The sequence below is a fragment of the Moorena sp. SIO3A2 genome (genome assembly GCF_010672265.1).
Classification (GTDB): domain Bacteria; phylum Cyanobacteriota; class Cyanobacteriia; order Cyanobacteriales; family Coleofasciculaceae; genus Moorena; species Moorena producens.
In genome coordinates, this window is record NZ_JAAHHC010000087.1 from 1 (window position 1) to 16,449 (window position 16,449).

The window sequence follows — 16,449 nt, forward strand, 5'->3', positions numbered from 1 at the left end:
TATTAAATTCGCCAAGGTCAAGCGCACCTCAAAAACTTGTACCTTACTAGATTAAAAACCGCTATACATAACTACTCCCAGTAGCGTATATAGCGTTTCTTATAGCTATGAGGTACACAGGATTGTTTCCCACTTCCCTTTTCCCACTTCCCATATCCGCTGCTCCCTGCTCCGAATTTCCTGCTCCCTAAAACCTAGGAATTTGTACCTCACTCGTCCTGATAATTGCGCTAATCAGTAAATTAGCGTAACTCTTAAGACACAAAATTCAGTTAATTGACTGAGAGAAATTCCTCGATAAATATGGTTAGATTAAAAACTGAAGTAAATCTATAAATTATAAATAGGTTGTGAACGATCACGGGGTCAAAATTCCAGCACTACCAATAATTAGGGGTTTCTGGATTTTCACAAATCGTTTATAAACGCTATAGCTATCCTTCTAGGAAAAATAGTCACGGTCATATGCATTGTTCAAAAGACTTAGCCTGGGAATTACCAGTCATACCTCAAGGGATAACCCAAGATGGACAACAGCACTACCATCAACAATCAAGTCAACCCACCGATTCCAACAATTCCCAACCACAAAGGAAAAGTAATGATCTGCGCACTCAATTATTGAAGACCATTCTCCCAGCGGTTTTAACCCCTCTAGGTCTGGCTGGACTATTCAGCTACAGTGCTATTTCCCGCAGCTCCCAACAGCAAGCTGAGCAACTATTAGAGGGTGAAACCCTAGTTGCGGGCAGAGTTTTCTATATATTTTTGGAGGAAGCAAAAAGAATACCTTCTACATTGGCGGCTAGCCCTCTAGTAGTTGAGGCGGCTAGCACTGCAACAAAAGTTTCTCAAGATCAAAACCTTTCCAAATTACCCTACTACGAGGTTGAAGAGTCTTTCTCCGCTACCAGGTTAATCCAGCCAAATGAAACTCTCAAGTATTACTTACGTAAAACTACAGAACTTTATGAGTTTGCCGAGATATCTTTCACCGAAAAGCACGGGTTTAATGTAGCTTACAACAGTCTTACTACTGACTTTGTCCAACGGGATGAAGCCTGGTGGCAAGAGGCAAAAGATGATCCCAGTCAGCAGGTGATTAAAACGAAATTTGATGACACTGACGATAGGTTCGTGATTGAGTTCAGCAAAGCGATCACAGACCCAGCAACTGATGAATTCCTAGGGGTTGTTAGAGGAGTTTTGCCTGCCTCGGTTTTCAGCAGCATATTGAAAAACCTGCTGAAGGATTTGGAAATTGGGGATTCTCAATCTATGCAGCTACTAGCCCTGAAAAAAGACGACACTGTGGCTGTTGTTGATACCATCTACCAAGGGAAGAGTAAAGACCAGCCACAGAAACTGCTCGGGGCAAAGGATCAAGCACTTGTACAGAACCTAAAAATTTTGCTCAAAGCTTTTGAAACTGGGCAAACAGTGCAGCAGAAGGGACTGACGATAAAATCAGCTAATTCAGAACTTTTCCCAAACTTAAAGCTGGCCACCTTTGATCATAATAGCAGGCACTATATATTGGTTGCAGTTCCTGATAGCAATTGGACTGTGGCCGTCTCGATCAAACTTAGTGAACTCAGAGCAGCGGGTAGAAAAGCGGCAATAGGCTTTGCTAGTTTGTTCGTGGTACTGGGCATTATTATTACCTTGGTAGTCAGAGCTTTATCCGATCAGTTAGCAAAACCCTTGGGTCAGTTGGCTAATACTGCCAAAGCGGTGATTGCAGGCAACCTGAACGTTCAGGCGGAGCTTGTTGGTGCTACCGAGACGCAGCTACTGGCTCAAGTCTTTAATAACCTGGTGACACGGGTCAAAGGTCGATTACAGGACCAAGAACAAGAAACTGAACAGGCGCGGACACTAGTGCTAGTCAGCAACCAGCTTCAGCAATCCTTAAACTTCGACAATATCCTACAAACTTCCGTTTATGGGGTACACCTTGCCCTCAACACAGACCGTGTATTTATCTATCGCTTTAATCCTGACTTCAAAAGCGGGATAATTGCAGCGGAGATCGTAAATTCTGGTTTTGTTAAAGCCCTAGGGCAAACTATTTACGAACCAATCACGACCGGGGAAATTACAAAGTTTAAGTTGGAGAAGCTTGTTAGTGTCGAGAACCTTCAACAAGCTACTCTAACTGGTGCTCCTGGGCAGTTCCTTCAACGCCTTGGTGTCGTAGCCAGCCTGGTTGCGCCAATTATAGTTGGGGGTGAACTTTTCGGCTTGTTGTATGCGAATGATTGCTCAAAACCCCACCCTTGGCAGGAGTCAGAACGTGAGTTAATGCAGCAGTTAACTAGACAAATTGGTGATGCCCTTACCCAAGCCCTGCTCCTGGAACAGCAGCAAGCCACGGTGGACATTTCCCAAAGGTTAAATGAGATTACTGCTAGCATGCTTAAATCCTTAGAACGGGAAAAGATTTTCGCGGCTACGGTGGTGGGAATTAAAAGAGCGCTCTCGTGCGATCGCACAATCATTTACCTCCTCGAACAGAATCATAAAGGGTCAATGGTTGGCCTTTCAGTAACTCTGGATGGGTCTGTTACCCCACAAACACAGAAAGAAGAGTTGGATTTTGCCCTAGAGGATGTTGATCACTACCAGTCACGTCAGGTTCTAGCCATTGATAATCTTGAGGGTGAGTTGACCCAGTACCAGCAGTCCCAAGTAGAGAGGCTTGGCCAAACTTCTCTACTGCTTGGAGCTAAGGCCAGTTTAGTGGCACCGATTTTGGTGGCAGAGAACTTGATTGGCTTTCTGGCTGCCCATCAATGTTCACAGCCAAGAGCTTGGCAGGAAACGGATATCAAGGTTTTCACTCAGGTGGCGATTCAATTGGGCTTTGCTCTAGAGCAGGCTAATCTCCTCGAAAAGAGGGAAAGAATTTCTCAAGAGCAAAGACAGGAAAAAGAAGCACTCCAGAAGCAACTGCTGGTACTGCTTGAAAATTTGCAAGGGGCAGCACAAGGAGATCTGACAGTGCGCTCTGACGGGACTTTGGATGAGATTGGTAAAGTTGCTGATTGTTTTAACACAATTATTGAGAATTTGCAAACTCTCGTAACCCAGGTCAACAACTCAGCGGTTGAAGTCAATACCTTACTAGGAAACAACGAGGTGGTAGTCGGTCAACTAGCAGAAGATGCTCTTAAGCAGGCTTCAGAAACCACTCACACCCTGGATTCAGTAGAGCAAATCACCGATTCGATTCAAGCAGTGGCTGAGAATGCTGATCAGGCGGCGAGAGTAGTTGATGGAGTTACAACCACTGTTGAAGCTAGCAGCACTGCTATTAACCTAACTCAGGAGAGTATGCTGGAATTGCGAGACACGATTGGGGAAACGACCTCAAAAGTGAAGCAGCTAGGTAAATCTTCCGAAAAGATTGCTAAGGTGGTTGCCAAGAGCAACATGCTCTTGGTTCAAACCAATGTTTTGGCTATTAACGCTGAGATTGAGGCTGGGCGGTCTGGTAATGGGATTCAGGGTTTTGTCGTGATTGCCAAAGAAGTAAATCAGCTTAGCAACCAATTGATCAAAGCTACCCAGGAAATTCACAAAATAGTAGATGATATCGACCTAGAAATGTCTCAATTAGTGAAGGTAATGGAACAGAGCACTGCTGTGGTGGAGAAGGGCACAAGTCGAGTTGAGGAAGCTAAGCAGAATCTGAAACAGCTGATGGAAGCTTCGTGCCAGATCGAGCAGCTAGTAGCAGCCATTTCCCAGGGGAGTGTTTCCCAAACCGAAACCACTCAGAACGTGGCTATGTTGATCAAAGAGATGGCTCAATTCTCGGAACGCACCGTTGATTCCTCTAGGCAAATTTCAAGTTCCTTAACCTCAACCGTAGCCGTAGCTCAGGAATTGCAGGAGTCGGTTAGTGGTTTTAAAGATTTTTGATAACACCAGCTATCAGCCGTCAGCTGTCAGCTGTCAGCCGTTGGCCGTAGGCCACGCTACTTGAGGTGCTGTCAGCCTTCAGCTGTCAGCCGTTGGCCGTAGGCCACGCTACGCAAACAGCTTTGTGGCACAGGCTTTGACGCTGTGACTTAACTCAAATTAAACTAATACTTACGTATTTTATTCTTAACGGTTTCCTCCTCAACCGTGCCCATAAGCTGATAGCTGATAGCTGATAGCTGATAGCTGATAGCTGATAGCTGATAGCTGATAGCTGATAGCTGATAGCTGATAGCTGATAGCTGATAGCACCTCAAGTAGCGTGCCCATAAGCTGATAGCTGATAGCTGATAGCTGATAGCTGATAGCTGATAGCTGATAGCTGATAGCTGATAGCTGATAGCTGATAGCTGATAGCACCTCAAGTAGCGTGCCCATAAGCTGATAGCTGATAGCTGATAGCTGATAGCTGATAGCTGATAGCTGATAGCTGATAGCTGATAGCTGATAGCTGAATGCTTACATTAAATTATATTAACTGTGTTCAAAAAACTTAAAGTTCCTCAAACCCTTGCTGTTCTAGGATCCGAAGTTACCTGTGCCCTTGTCTGAGGTGATTATCTCAATTGTCTCAGATTGACTTCATGGTTATCTCAGAGTTTGGCATAACAATTGGCGTGGATAGTGAGCAGAACCAGATTTCGGTATGAAGAATTCAGTGCGAGCTTCTGAATTAGGACTCAAATTGCTTGACCGGGCTAGACGCCTGAAAAAATGGAACAAAACCGCAGAAGCTTGGTGTAGCAGTGCCTTAACCTCTAGGGCAACTTTAAACCGATTTTGGGCCAGACAACCGATTCGCTGTGACACCTTCATCGCTATTTGTAGTGCTGTAGGGGTTGATTGGGAAAAGGTTGTTGAGCCAGATCAGATTAAGGCAGATCAAATCAATAACGGCAAGAGTCCCACTGTGGCTCAAATTAAACGTGTTGATTGGGGACAAGCACCAAAGCTAAGAGGTTTCTACGGTCGTACTGAGGAACTCAACACCCTACAGCAATGGATTCTTCAGGACAAGTGCCGCCTGGTGACACTTCTAGGGATGGGGGGAATTGGTAAAACCTCTGTGGCTGTGACTTTAGCCCATCTTCTGGAAGATAAATTTGAGTTTGTGATTTGGCGGACTCTACGCAATGCGCCTCCCCTAGAAGAACTCCTGGCAGACCTGATTCAATTTTTGTCTGGACAGCAGGAAACCAATTTACCCTCCTCTGTGGATGGCAAAATTCTGCGATTGATTCGGTATTTACAAGGGCGGCGTTGCTTGCTAGTTCTAGATAATGTTGAGTCGATTCTGCAAAGTGGCGATCGCACCGGTAGTTATAGAGAAGGATATGCTGAATACGGTGAACTGCTCAGAAGTATTGGTGAAACCGCCCACCACAGCTGTCTATTACTGACCTCTCGGGAGCCACCCCAGGACTTGATTATCCTGGAGGGGGAAAGCTTACCCATTCGCTGCTTCCCACTCAAAGGGTTATCAGACACTGATGGGCAGGAAATCCTGAAGGAAAAAGGAAATTTTGCTGGGGATGACACCCAGTGGCTAACGGTTATTGAGCACTATGCTGGAAATCCTTTAGCCTTAAAAATGGTGGCTTGTGTGGTCAGAGACTTTTTTTATGGCAATATTGCTCAGTTCCTGAATTTTTTAAAGCAAGGCTCATTCATTTTTGATGATATTCGGGATTTGCTAGATCGGCAGTTTCAGCGCCTGAGTGCTACACAACAAGAGCTGATGTACTGGCTAGCTATTAATCGCGAACCGGTTTTTTTTAAGGAGTTGGAACAGGACGTTGTCTGCCACCGATGCTCTCCTGACATTTTACAGTCTCTAGGGTCTCTACAACGGCGCTCATTGATTGAGAAAACCTCGGCTGGGTTTACCCAACAACCTGTAGTGATGGAATACATGGTTAATCGATTAATTGAGCAGATTCCTGAGGAAATTACTAGTCAAAATTTGGCTCTGTTCCGCACTCACGCATTAGTCAAAGCCACTGCTGCTGAGTATATTCGGGATAGTCAAGTCTCTCTGATTATCGAACCGATTATTGAAAGATTACTCGCTAGTTTTGGTTGCACAAAAAATCTCAGCAATCACTTGCTAGAAATTATATCAATGCTGCGCTCCCCAACTTCCACGGTAAAAAAAATAACTCAAGATCCGGCATATATCTGCGGCAATATAATTAATATAATGCGCCAATTACAGGTGGATTTAAACAGCTATGACTTTTCTAATCTAACAGTTTGGCAAGCTAACCTAGAGGGGATTAAATTACACAATGTCAATTTCGCTGATGCTGACTTGACCAGCTCAGTATTTACGGAAACCTTAGGAAATATTTTATCAGCAGCATTCAGCCCAGATGGTAAACTATTAGCAACCTGTGATACAGATTGGAAAGTTCGCCTGTGGGAAGTACCAAGCGGTAAACTAGTTTTGCTATGTGAGGGTCATACCAATTTGGTACGAGACCTTGCTTTCAGCCATGATGGTAAAATCTTAGCTAGTTGCAGTGCCGATCACACCGTTAAGTTTTGGGATGTCAGTGATGGTAAGTGCTTAAAGACTTGTACCGGACATACTAATGAGGTATGTTCAGTGGCTTTTAGTCCAGATGGTCAGACCCTAGTCAGTAGCAGTGGCGACCACACCTTGAAACTCTGGGATATCACAACTGGAGAATGTCTCAACACTTGCACCGGACATAGCAGTTGGGTTAGATCCGTTGCCTTTAGTCCAGATGGTAAGACTATAGCCAGTAGCAGTGACGACCACACGGTGAAATTCTGGGATAGTGGCACTGGTGAATGCCTGAACACTGGCACTGGACATAGGGATTGCGTTGGGTCAGTGGCATTCACCAGTGACGGGAAAACCCTAGCCAGTGGCAGTGGCGACCACACGGTGAAGTTTTGGGAGGTAAGCACAGGTCGCTGCTTAAGAACTTACACTGGACATAGTAGTGGTGTCTACTCCGTGGCCTTTAGTCCAGATGGCAAAACCCTGGCTAGTGGCGGTGGCGACCACATAGTCAGGCTGTGGGATACTAGCACCAATGAATGTTTGAAAACCTTGCATGGACACAGCAATCAGGTATTTTCAGTGGCCTTTAGTCCTTATGGAAACACCCTGGTTTGTGTGAGTTTAGACCAAAAGGTGAAGCTGTGGGATTGTCAAACCGGTCAATGCTTGAAAACTTGGTATGGAAATACGGATTGGGCAATGCCCATCGCGTTTAGTAGTGACGGTCACACCCTGGCTAGTGGCAGTAACGACTACACGGTAAGAGTATGGGATTATGGTACTGGTAGCTGCATCAGAACCTTGCCCGGACATACTGACTTTGTCTATTCAGTGGCATTCAGTAGTGATAGGAAAACCTTAGCCAGTGGCAGTACAGACAATACGATTAGGCTGTGGGATGTTAGCACAGGTTGCTGCATTAGAACACTACATGGCCATACTGATTGGGTATTTTCAGTAGCATTCAGTAGTGACGGGAAAACCTTAGCCAGTGGCAGTGCCGACCACACGGTCAAGCTGTGGGATGTCAGCACAGGTCACTGCATCAGAACGTTTCAAGAACATACCGATAGACTGCGTTCAGTGGCATTCAGTAATGACGGGAAAACCTTAGCCAGTGGCAGTGCTGACCACACGGTAAGGTTATGGGATTGTGAGACCGGAAGCTGTGTAGGAATTTTGCGCGGACATAGTAATCGAGTCCACTCCGTCGCCTTTAGTCCCAATGGTGAGCTTTTGGCTAGTGGCAGTACAGACCACACGGTGAAGCTGTGGGATATCCGTGAGAGTAAGTGCTGCAAAACCTTGACGGGACATACCAATTGGGTATTGTCAGTTGCTTTCAGTCCCGATGGGAAAACCCTAAGCAGTGGCAGTGCTGACAAAACGGTCAGACTTTGGGATGTTTCCACAGGGGAGTGCCTTGACATTTGCACCGGACATAGCCATCTGGTCTCTTCAGTCGCCTTCAGTGTGGATGGTCAAATTATGGCGAGTGGGTCTCAAGACCAAACGGTAAGGCTAAAGGATGTAGAAACAGGGGAGTGTTTGAAAATCCTGAGAACTCCTAGACTCTATGAAGCCATGAATATTACTGGAGTTAGAGGGTTAACTGAGGCACAGAAAGCAACTTTGAAAACTTTGGGAGCGATAGGATGAAGTTAGAAGTTAGAAGTTAGAAGTTAGAATTTAGAATTGGGAATTTAGAATTTAGAATTTAGAATTGGATTTTTTTCATTCTTCATTCTTCATTCTTCATTCTTCATTATTTTTGCAGTTGTCGCCATTGCAGTATCAAAATAATAGGGAATGCTATGCTCTGAAATAGCCCCTACGCGAACCCATTTAGCTTAGCTGTTACCGTAGCGCATTAGCTGATATTTAAACTGTATTAATAAGGGATAATTTTAGTAGTATAATAGTTATTATAAATTCTGAATTGGGTAACATTTATTCCATGAGTTATGACCAATCAACGTGCAGACTACGATAATCCATGGAAAGAGGCAATTTCCTTATATTTCCAACCTTTTATGGCATTTTTATTTCCCGAAATTGAGGAAAACATTGACTGGGATAAAGGCTATGAGTTTCTCGACAAGGAATTCCAACAGATAGCCCGGGATGGGGAAATTAGCACTAGGGAAGCAGACAAATTAGTTAAGGTTTGGCGCAGCGATGGCCAGGAAACTTGGGTACTAATTCATGTGGAAGTCCAAAGTCAATACGAATCCGTGTTTGCTGAGAGGATTTATGTGTACAATGTCTTGATGGAGTCGCTCATGGTCTTTTAAAAGCGGGGATGAAGGTTGGTAGCGCGCTTTTAGCCGTGAAAAAAATCTTTTCAATATTCCGTAATTTTTCTCCGGCGTGGTGTATAATAAAGTAAGTAAAAAAGGTCGATACTGATGATAGTTATAGAGTTCAAGGCATACGGCAAGCAAAAACAATATAATGCGATTGATGAAGCTATAAAAACAGCTAAATTTATTCGCAATAAATGCATCCGTCACTGGATGGATAATAAAGGTGTAAAGAAAACTGATTTAAGTGCTCTTTGTGCTGTCCTAGCCAAAGAATTCCCATTTGCCAATGAACTCAATTCCATGGCTCGACAAGCTAGCGCTGAAAGAGCATGGTCATCGATTGCACGTTTCTATGACAACTGCAAGAAGAAAGTCCCAGGGAAGAAAGGTTTTCCAAAATTCAAAAAGCACTGCCACTCGGTGGAATATAAGACTACGGGATGGAAACTATGTCCAGACAAAAAGTGGATTAATTTTATCGACAAGAAAGGTATTGGAAAACTTAAACTCAAAGGAACATGGGATTTATGGTGTTTGGAAATAAAACTGATAAAAAGAGTTAGGATAGTCCGCCGAGCAGACGGATACTATGTCCAATTTTGTGTCAATACTGACATTTATGAGGAGATAGAATTAACGGGCAAAACTATTGGTTTAGATGTTGGATTAAAAAACTTCTATACCGATTCTAATGGCGATAGTCAACCTAACCCTAGATTTTATCGAAAAGGTGAGAAACGACTAAAATTTCATCAACGTCGGGTTTCCCGGAAAAAGAAAGGCAAGGCCGTAGGCCACGCTTCGCGAACAGCCAACCGTAAGAAAGCCATTAATAGACTAGGCAAGACTCACCTTAATATAAGTAGGCAGCGTGAAGAACATGCCAAGAGACTGGCGCGTTGCGTAGTCCAATCTAACGATTTGGTAGCCTATGAAGATTTGAGGGTTAAAAACTTGGTTAAGAACCACTCTCTTGCTAAATCTATCTATGATGCAGGTTGGTACCAATTCAGAAAATGGATAGAACATTTTGGTACGAAGTTTGGTAGAGTAACTGTTGCAGTCAATCCTTCCTATACTTCGCAAAACTGTTCTAATTGTGGCGAAGTGGTTAAGAAGTCGATTTCTACTAGAACCCATGTCTGTTCGTGCGGATGTGAATTAGATCGTGACCACAACGCCGCAATCAACATTTTGAATCGAGCCTTGAGTACGGTGGGGCACACCGGAACTTGGAATAATATTCCAAACGCTTGGGGAGATTTAGCCTCTACTTTGATTGGTGAAAACCTGTCACAGCAAGCCGAGTCATTGAACCAAGAATCCCCGTCTCGCGATTAGTGGGGAGTGTCAAGTTACTAGTTTTGAACGCCTTGCTCGTCAAGAAGGGATTGAAATCGGCATTTTGGAAAAAGGTCGAGAATGGCTCCTGGAAGTACTTCGGCTTCGTTTTGAAGATGTGCCTAGTGAGTTGGTGGAAACAATCAACCAAATTAAGGAGGACTCGATTTTGACAATGTTGCACAGACAGGCAATTACCATTGCTTCTGTAGAGGAGTTTATGGTTGTGGTTAATCAGCAGCTAGCTTCTGGTGAGCAAAGTTCTTAGGTGCGCTGTAAGCATTCAGCAGTCAGCAGTCAGCAGTCAGCTTTGTGGCATAGGCTTAATGTTTGTGGCACGGGCTTCGACACTGTTACATAACTTAGATTCAACCAATGCTGACCTGTTTTATTCAAAAGCTAATAGCCTATTAGCTGATAGCTGAATCCTTACGGTGCGCTTAACGGAAAGTGCCACAGGAAAATTTGATAAATTATTGGAATGAAGAATGTATAATTTAGAATTTAGAATTGGATTTTTTTTCATTCTTCATTCTTCATTCTTCATTCTTCATTCTTAATCTGATTGTAAGCATTCAGATTAAGAAATTTTCGGTAATACTGATATCATTCCAAACCAACTTAATGGTAAAATGTTCTCCTGCTTCGCCGCTAACTTGCAACTTAAGATTTTCTGTCTCTCTGGCTTGGACTTGAATCACCACAATTCCTTCTTCATCTAGCACCATAATTTGTAAACCTTTGGGGAGAAGGTCTCGACCACCAGCAGGATGCAGCTCAATGGATAGATTCATTTTGGGTGATTCTGTCCGATGTAGCTCCACTAATAAAGCGACTTGCTGATCACCCCAGCCGATCTCAGTACCGAGTAGCTTACCTCTTTTCACTCCTGCTGTAGTATGGAATTTGCTACTAGCTTCTTGATGCAGTCGCTCATGGGGGAAACCCCCAAGACCGCGCTGCATCGCTTGGTGAAAGGAGTCACTTCTAAAACTTAAAACTCGCTCTGGGTATTGCTCTAAGATAGTCTCCACGTTTTCCCAACCCGGATCAAAACAATCCTCTAACCACCGCTTTAGTTTTACCACCTTTTGACTGGGTTTTGATCGCTGTGGTGGGCTGGGGTCTAATCTAAAATTGTCTAATCTCAAACTATCCTTAGGGAAGGGAGAAGGGGAAATGGGGAATGGGGAATGGGAGCTATTAGATCCTGAATCCCCTTGCCTTCCGGAACCTCTGCGAAAAACGGGAACTGCTTTGTGGGTTTGTCCTGCTGGAATAGTGGTGTGTGACATTAATAAGTTACTCCAATACACTCTGCAATTTTCATAATAATGGCCAGACAATCGCAAAATTTCTCAGTTTTTGTCTCATTTGTATCAGTTTTAAATTATATAAATTCTACGACTTTTGAGGTACAAATGTCTGGGTTTTAGGGAGCAGGGAGCAGGGAGCAGGGAGCAGGGAGCAGATAAGAGGCAATAGGCAATAGGTTAAAAATATTGTGTATCTGATAGCTATGATAAACGCTATAAGAATGTAGAATTTGAAATTATGCCTTAACCCTTAACCATTCTAAATTCTTCATTCTTCATTCTAAATTCTTCATTTTGCTGGTAATCTCTCTAATTGCTGCTAAATCGGGATAGCATAATATACTATCCATTGCTAGCCAAAGTAAGTACTCGATATTCCCGGCGGGGCCAGTAATGGGAGAGGAGATTAATCCTTTGTACTGCCAACCCAGCTGTTTGGCGGATTCTAGAACGTTTGCGATCGCATCCGCACGGTGATGGGGGTCCCTGACTACTCCCTTTTTCCCGACACGGTCACGACCAACTTCAAACTGAGGCTTGACTAGCAACACTACTTCACGGGGAGGGGATAGCAGTTGCCACAGAGCAGGAAGAATTTTGGTTAAGGAAATAAACGAAACATCGACTACGCCTAAATCAGCATAGACTTGACTCTGATTCGGGACTGGTGAAACACCGTACAAGTCCGCAGGCTGAAGATAGCGTAAGTTGGTACGTTCTTTCAACACCACCCGCTGGTCATTGCGCAGACTCCAGGCTACTTGTCCATATCCCACATCAACACCATAAACCTGTTTTGCTCCAGCTTTTAGCAAGCAGTCGGTGAAGCCACCGGTGGAAATACCACCATCTAGGCAAATGCGTCCCTTTACTGAAATTCCAAATACCTCCAAGGCTTTGGCAAGTTTTTGCCCTCCTCTGGATACAAAAGGGGGTTTCTCTTTCACCTGAATCTGAGCGGTGGTCTTAATTTCAGTTCCCGGCTTATCTAATATTTGTCCATCTACCATTACTTCACCCGCACGAATCAGCACCTGAGCTCGCTGTCGGGATTCACACAGGTTAAGGTCTACTAATAATTTATCGAGTCGTTGTTTAACCAATGGGATTGGAAGGTTAGGAGGTTAGGAGGTTAGGAGGTTGGAGGTTAGGAGGTTAGGAGGTTGAAGGTTTTAAGGTTGAAGGTTAGGAGGTTGGAAGGTTGAAGGTTGATGGTTAGTAGAATTCAGAATGTAGTGCGTAGGGTGCGTTAGGGACGGGCGAGCCCTGATTTTTCGCCTCGTAGCCAGTGTTGGGATAGCCCGTCCCGTAACGCACCACCGGGTCTGCACTTTTGATCTCTTTGCAGTTTACCACTGAGATACTTTGGTTTGGGTTGTTGTGTTACCTTCGCTGGTGGAGAAACTGGAATCGAGTAGTAAATGCGATCGCATCCCAAAGGGAGTGACAAGCCACCTTTTTACCCTTGTTATCACCCCCTCAGGTCTTAATCCCTACTCCCATTAACTTAGGAGCTTTGTAGCTCACCCCATTGAAAACACTATATAATACCGATTTTAAGGACAATATCAAAAACAAGCCGATGTCAAGAAATCCTCTAATTCATAGAAATCTGTGTTTTCTAAGTCTTTAGGATGGATGACTAAAGTTAGTTTCCTGGTGACAAACTCCTTCTTAGAAGCCACTACGAATGAAAGAATAATTAACTTAGCTAATGCCATTCGAGGTAAGTTAGTACGAGCTAAGTCCGCTCCAATAACAGGTATAGCAACGTCGATACCATGACCCTTCCGGCGAACTTCTTCCCAAAGACAGCTCAAAGAATTCCAAATGTAGTCAGCATTTGACTGGACTCTCAGGTCATTGCCCATATAGCCGTAAGCTGTCCAGAAATAGCGTTTGTCAGGGGAACCCAATGCTATAGTTGTGCCTATGGGATAGCGCCAAGACTTTCCCTTGTTTTTGTTAGGTTCTTTTGTACGTTGAGCTTTGTAGTCCTCCAATACTGCTTCAATCTCTGTGTCTAATTTAGTAAGGTCATTGCCATAAATGCCCGTAAGAAACTGTCCCTGTACACTAGAAGGTTTGATGACTTCTCCGAGTTCCGTATCGAAAACATCGTTAGCTCCTATGACTAAATGCCCAGGCTGATTAAAAAGATTGCCAATTTTAATTTCTACAACTGAGTCGGGAGAAGACAACGCTTTACACACCGAGCTACGGGGAAAACGCTGAATAACTGCTATCGCCAGGGAGACTACTACTAGTCCCAAGTAGCCAATCCAACCAAAATTCAGACTCTCTGGAAAAAAAAGTGCTACTGGCTCGATAGACAGCCATAAAAGACCAAATATACTGATAAAAGAGCTTCCTATGCGTTTAAGCCCAACCTGAGTCAAGAGTTTGAGATAGAGCATCAATTCTTCAAGATGTGTATCCAGTCTGTGTAGAAATTCTACTATACCCACCCTTCAGGTAAATCTTGGGATATAGAAACTTTCAGGGCAGCTTCAAAAGCCTTATTCGCAAGCTCTAGATTCTCGACTTGCTCCCCTCGGATTCGCTCCCGATAAACCATACCTAGACGGTATTCCATGATTGTCCACTCGTTAGGTAACTTTTCGGGATTGATCAGAGTCAGAGCTTCTTCAAATGCTACGATCGCCTGTTCCTGATTTTCTGGTTGCTCTTCCCCAGGGATATTTAGATAGGTTATCCCCAGGTTATTTAACACCATTAATCTTTCTTGCGGAAACTCTCCAGAAGTGAATACAGTAAGAGCGTCTTGGAAAGCATCAATAGCCAAATGCTTATTATCAGCAACTTCACCCTGAAGCCGATGATAATAGGCATCCCAAAAAGTTTTGATTTTTCGCCCAATATTGAGGAAATTTATCCAATTCAAATGCTTTGATTGCTTGCTCCACATTATCAGTTGGATGTCCTTGGGGATTTTGTAGTAAACAGACACCAAGCCAATGTTGCAGCTCTGCCCAACCATATTGCCTCTTCCAAATTTCCTGTTTCCTACCTGGATTATCATCCCCACCTAGTCCCAATTCAGAAAATGTTTGGCTAAAACGATCTAATCCCTGCCTATAAAGTAGTTCTACTTGGGGCATTTTTATTGGTTTAGATATCTAACAAATATAATAAATAATCGTTCGATTGATGAGTAAAATTACCTAGCAATTTTATTTTATATTAGTCTCTCAGGGAGCAGTTTCCTTTGACCTCTATAACCTTAGTTTCTTTGTTCTTGTATCTTGACCTTCTCGTCCCACGAAATTCAACAGTCATTAAGTGATTTTTGATAGGACCTAGCTTGAGTTCCAATATATGCTCAACTATACCGCTCATTTTGAGCTCATAAACTGCCGTAAGTCTTGCGATTCTCAAGAACTTCTCTTTTTGCCTTTTTCGCTTTTTCCATAGCTCGGCGAAATTAATTGGCTCTATAAGCTTTCCTCCAGCGGAACAGTTAATAAGAGAATCGACCCTCAAATAATCTTCCTGATTGGATAGCAAACTGTCATCATTGAGCAGTAAAATTTTCACGCGCATTTCAGCGATTTCGTCAGCACTATAATACTTACCATTATTTGAGCCAACTGTTATGTCTTGAAAAAGATTTTCCTGAGACTGTTTGATTGGTGATAGAGCAATACAAAATAGATTTTTGCCCCCAGTGGATGTTAATATAACATCCTTTACTTCAGTAATTGAAGCTTCCTCCTGATAGGCATAACTGATTTGTGAGTAGTGGGGAAATTGGTCATGTTTTAGATCTTTTAAATTCGCCTGTTCTTCCAGATCGTTTGTTGTGATTTGAACTGAAATAGTCCCATCTGATTGTGTTTCTAATGATTTCGCTAAGTAATAGTTATTATTTAACAAAATCCAATTACCTGAAGTTGTTACGCTTTGTACAGTAGCTTTTGTAGAGGGAGAGTTAGGAGTTGAGGACTTTTTTTCTACCGTCGAAAGGGAATTTGCTTTAGTATTTTCCAACCACAAGGATAAACCTTGACGAAACCTCTCGCGAAAATCTGATGGCTTTTCGTAATCATGAGTCAACGCCCTACCTTGAACTTTTTTCTTAAATGCCAGCACTTTTCCTCGCTGTTCCAGTTTCTCCTCATTTAGGTTTGCTCCTGCCTCTCGAAAATAAAACCAGATATCGGGTTTCCCATCTTTCTCAAAAGCCGCAACTGCTCGTTCGTATTCTTCCACAGTTCCAGACTCGGCACGGGGCGTGGGAGTGCCCAAGCGATTCCACATAATGCCCACAAATAGCTCATACTCTTCCATATTGCCAATCTGAGAGTTAAGAGCAGCTTGCCCACCCTGACCAAAACTCGGATAAGCATTCTTTTCCGAACGTACTACTTCTAACCTAACACCTTTACTCAGAGCAGTAGTTCGGTTAATTTCCTCAACTACTTCTTCTACATAGTCCCGCTCCCTACTCACATCGCTAGGGGAAGCCAGGAAGATTTTTAGTAGTTCTACTTGGGGCATTGTTTATTGGTTTAGGGATATAAATACTATGGTAATCGAGCCAGTAGTGAGTAAGATTACATGGCTAAGAAGGGCGTTGCATAAATGCGGGATGATTTTAATAGTTTTGTGGAACTCAGATCTTGCTGTAGAATGGGCATCTTGCCCGTGTCATTGGAACTCAGATCTTGCTGTAGAATGGGCATCTTGCCCGTGTCATTGGAATGGGGATCTTAGTGGAATGGGGATCTTAGTAGAATGGGCATCTTGCCCGTGTGATTGGAACTCAGATCTTGCTGTAGAATGGGCATCTTGACCGTGTCATTGGAATGGGCATCTTGGTGGAATGGGCATCTTGGTGGAATGGGCATCTTGGTGGAATGGGCATCTTGGTGGAATGGGCATCTTGGTGGAATGGGCATCTTGGTGGAATGGGCATCTTGGTGGAATGGGCATCTTGCCCGTT

14 protein-coding genes are annotated in these 16,449 nt (G+C 43.6%); 6 read left to right on the plus strand and 8 right to left on the minus strand.

The genetic code is table 11. The annotated features are described in order from the left end of the window. Positions 1 to 465: 465 nt before the first annotated feature. Complete coding sequence (locus tag F6K64_RS36630) at positions 466 to 3,927, plus strand: GAF domain-containing protein (RefSeq protein WP_287267900.1); 3,462 nt, start codon at positions 466 to 468, stop codon at positions 3,925 to 3,927. A gap of 201 nt (positions 3,928 to 4,128) precedes the next feature. On the opposite strand, the gene F6K64_RS36635 is transcribed toward F6K64_RS36630, so the two are convergent. Then, positions 4,129 to 4,365, minus strand: coding sequence for a hypothetical protein (locus tag F6K64_RS36635; protein WP_287267902.1), 237 nt, complete (start codon positions 4,363 to 4,365; stop codon positions 4,129 to 4,131). Positions 4,366 to 4,633: 268 nt separating this feature from the next. On the opposite strand from F6K64_RS36635, the gene F6K64_RS36640 reads away from it, so the two are divergent. The 4 genes from F6K64_RS36640 (at position 4,634) to F6K64_RS36655 (ending at position 10,435) form a co-directional block, all read left to right on the plus strand. Next, positions 4,634 to 8,179 carry a WD40 domain-containing protein gene (locus F6K64_RS36640; RefSeq protein WP_287267903.1) on the plus strand — a complete coding sequence of 1,182 codons (3,546 nt, stop codon included), beginning with the start codon at positions 4,634 to 4,636 and terminating at the stop codon, positions 8,177 to 8,179. A gap of 305 nt (positions 8,180 to 8,484) precedes the next feature. Continuing rightward, complete coding sequence (locus tag F6K64_RS36645) at positions 8,485 to 8,814, plus strand: RpnC/YadD family protein (RefSeq protein ID WP_008188206.1); 330 nt, start codon at positions 8,485 to 8,487, stop codon at positions 8,812 to 8,814. A 114-nt stretch (positions 8,815 to 8,928) separates the two neighbouring features. Then, entirely contained in the window at positions 8,929 to 10,167 is a 1,239-nt protein-coding gene (locus F6K64_RS36650) for an RNA-guided endonuclease InsQ/TnpB family protein (protein WP_008188205.1), read from the plus strand. Between the two features lie 64 nt (positions 10,168 to 10,231). After that, the gene (locus F6K64_RS36655; protein ID WP_008188204.1) at positions 10,232 to 10,435 is read left to right on the plus strand and encodes a hypothetical protein; all 204 of its coding nucleotides are present in this window, start codon (positions 10,232 to 10,234) and stop codon (positions 10,433 to 10,435) included. 307 nt (positions 10,436 to 10,742) lie between these two features. On the opposite strand, the gene F6K64_RS36660 is transcribed toward F6K64_RS36655, so the two are convergent. The 7 genes from F6K64_RS36660 to F6K64_RS36690 all read right to left on the minus strand — a co-directional run bounded on the left by F6K64_RS36660 (position 10,743) and on the right by F6K64_RS36690 (position 16,004). After that, positions 10,743 to 11,462 carry a DUF1822 family protein gene (locus F6K64_RS36660; protein ID WP_044494771.1) on the minus strand — a complete coding sequence of 240 codons (720 nt, stop codon included), beginning with the start codon at positions 11,460 to 11,462 and terminating at the stop codon, positions 10,743 to 10,745. 296 nt (positions 11,463 to 11,758) lie between these two features. Further along, positions 11,759 to 12,586, minus strand: a complete 828-nt coding sequence (locus F6K64_RS36665) for a TlyA family RNA methyltransferase (RefSeq protein ID WP_287267904.1) — start codon at positions 12,584 to 12,586, stop codon at positions 11,759 to 11,761. 146 nt (positions 12,587 to 12,732) lie between these two features. Next, positions 12,733 to 12,933 carry a hypothetical protein gene (locus F6K64_RS36670; protein WP_287267906.1) on the minus strand — a complete coding sequence of 67 codons (201 nt, stop codon included), beginning with the start codon at positions 12,931 to 12,933 and terminating at the stop codon, positions 12,733 to 12,735. 118 nt (positions 12,934 to 13,051) lie between these two features. Beyond that, positions 13,052 to 13,951: a macro domain-containing protein gene (locus tag F6K64_RS36675; RefSeq protein WP_008188201.1), complete on the minus strand. Its 900-nt coding sequence runs from the start codon at positions 13,949 to 13,951 to the stop codon at positions 13,052 to 13,054. After that, positions 13,942 to 14,289, minus strand: a complete 348-nt coding sequence (locus F6K64_RS36680) for a hypothetical protein (RefSeq protein WP_287267907.1) — start codon at positions 14,287 to 14,289, stop codon at positions 13,942 to 13,944. The genes F6K64_RS36675 and F6K64_RS36680 overlap by 10 nt, the downstream gene beginning before the upstream one ends. Positions 14,290 to 14,308: 19 nt before the next feature. Continuing rightward, positions 14,309 to 14,605, minus strand: coding sequence for a hypothetical protein (locus F6K64_RS36685; RefSeq protein ID WP_229414706.1), 297 nt, complete (start codon positions 14,603 to 14,605; stop codon positions 14,309 to 14,311). Between the two features lie 82 nt (positions 14,606 to 14,687). Next, complete coding sequence (locus F6K64_RS36690) at positions 14,688 to 16,004, minus strand: DUF4062 domain-containing protein (RefSeq protein ID WP_287251045.1); 1,317 nt, start codon at positions 16,002 to 16,004, stop codon at positions 14,688 to 14,690. 28 nt (positions 16,005 to 16,032) lie between these two features. Here F6K64_RS36690 and F6K64_RS36695 point away from each other — a divergent pair, with 28 nt between their 5' ends. Further along, complete coding sequence (locus F6K64_RS36695) at positions 16,033 to 16,299, plus strand: hypothetical protein (protein WP_287267909.1); 267 nt, start codon at positions 16,033 to 16,035, stop codon at positions 16,297 to 16,299. Positions 16,300 to 16,449: the final 150 nt, after the last annotated feature.

Bases quoted from the DNA above. Each gene is read 5' to 3' on its own strand.
- F6K64_RS36630 (WP_287267900.1), top strand. From the start codon at position 466: ATGCATTGTTCAAAAGACTTAGCCTGGGAATTACCAGTCATACCTCAA.
- F6K64_RS36635 (WP_287267902.1), bottom strand. From the start codon at position 4,365: ATGGGCACGCTACTTGAGGTGCTATCAGCTATCAGCTATCAGCTATCA.
- F6K64_RS36640 (WP_287267903.1), top strand. From the start codon at position 4,634: ATGAAGAATTCAGTGCGAGCTTCTGAATTAGGACTCAAATTGCTTGAC.
- F6K64_RS36645 (WP_008188206.1), top strand. From the start codon at position 8,485: ATGACCAATCAACGTGCAGACTACGATAATCCATGGAAAGAGGCAATT.
- F6K64_RS36650 (WP_008188205.1), top strand. From the start codon at position 8,929: ATGATAGTTATAGAGTTCAAGGCATACGGCAAGCAAAAACAATATAAT.
- F6K64_RS36660 (WP_044494771.1), bottom strand. From the start codon at position 11,462: ATGTCACACACCACTATTCCAGCAGGACAAACCCACAAAGCAGTTCCC.
- F6K64_RS36685 (WP_229414706.1), bottom strand. From the start codon at position 14,605: ATGCCCCAAGTAGAACTACTTTATAGGCAGGGATTAGATCGTTTTAGC.
- F6K64_RS36690 (WP_287251045.1), bottom strand. From the start codon at position 16,004: ATGCCCCAAGTAGAACTACTAAAAATCTTCCTGGCTTCCCCTAGCGAT.
- F6K64_RS36695 (WP_287267909.1), top strand. From the start codon at position 16,033: ATGGTAATCGAGCCAGTAGTGAGTAAGATTACATGGCTAAGAAGGGCG.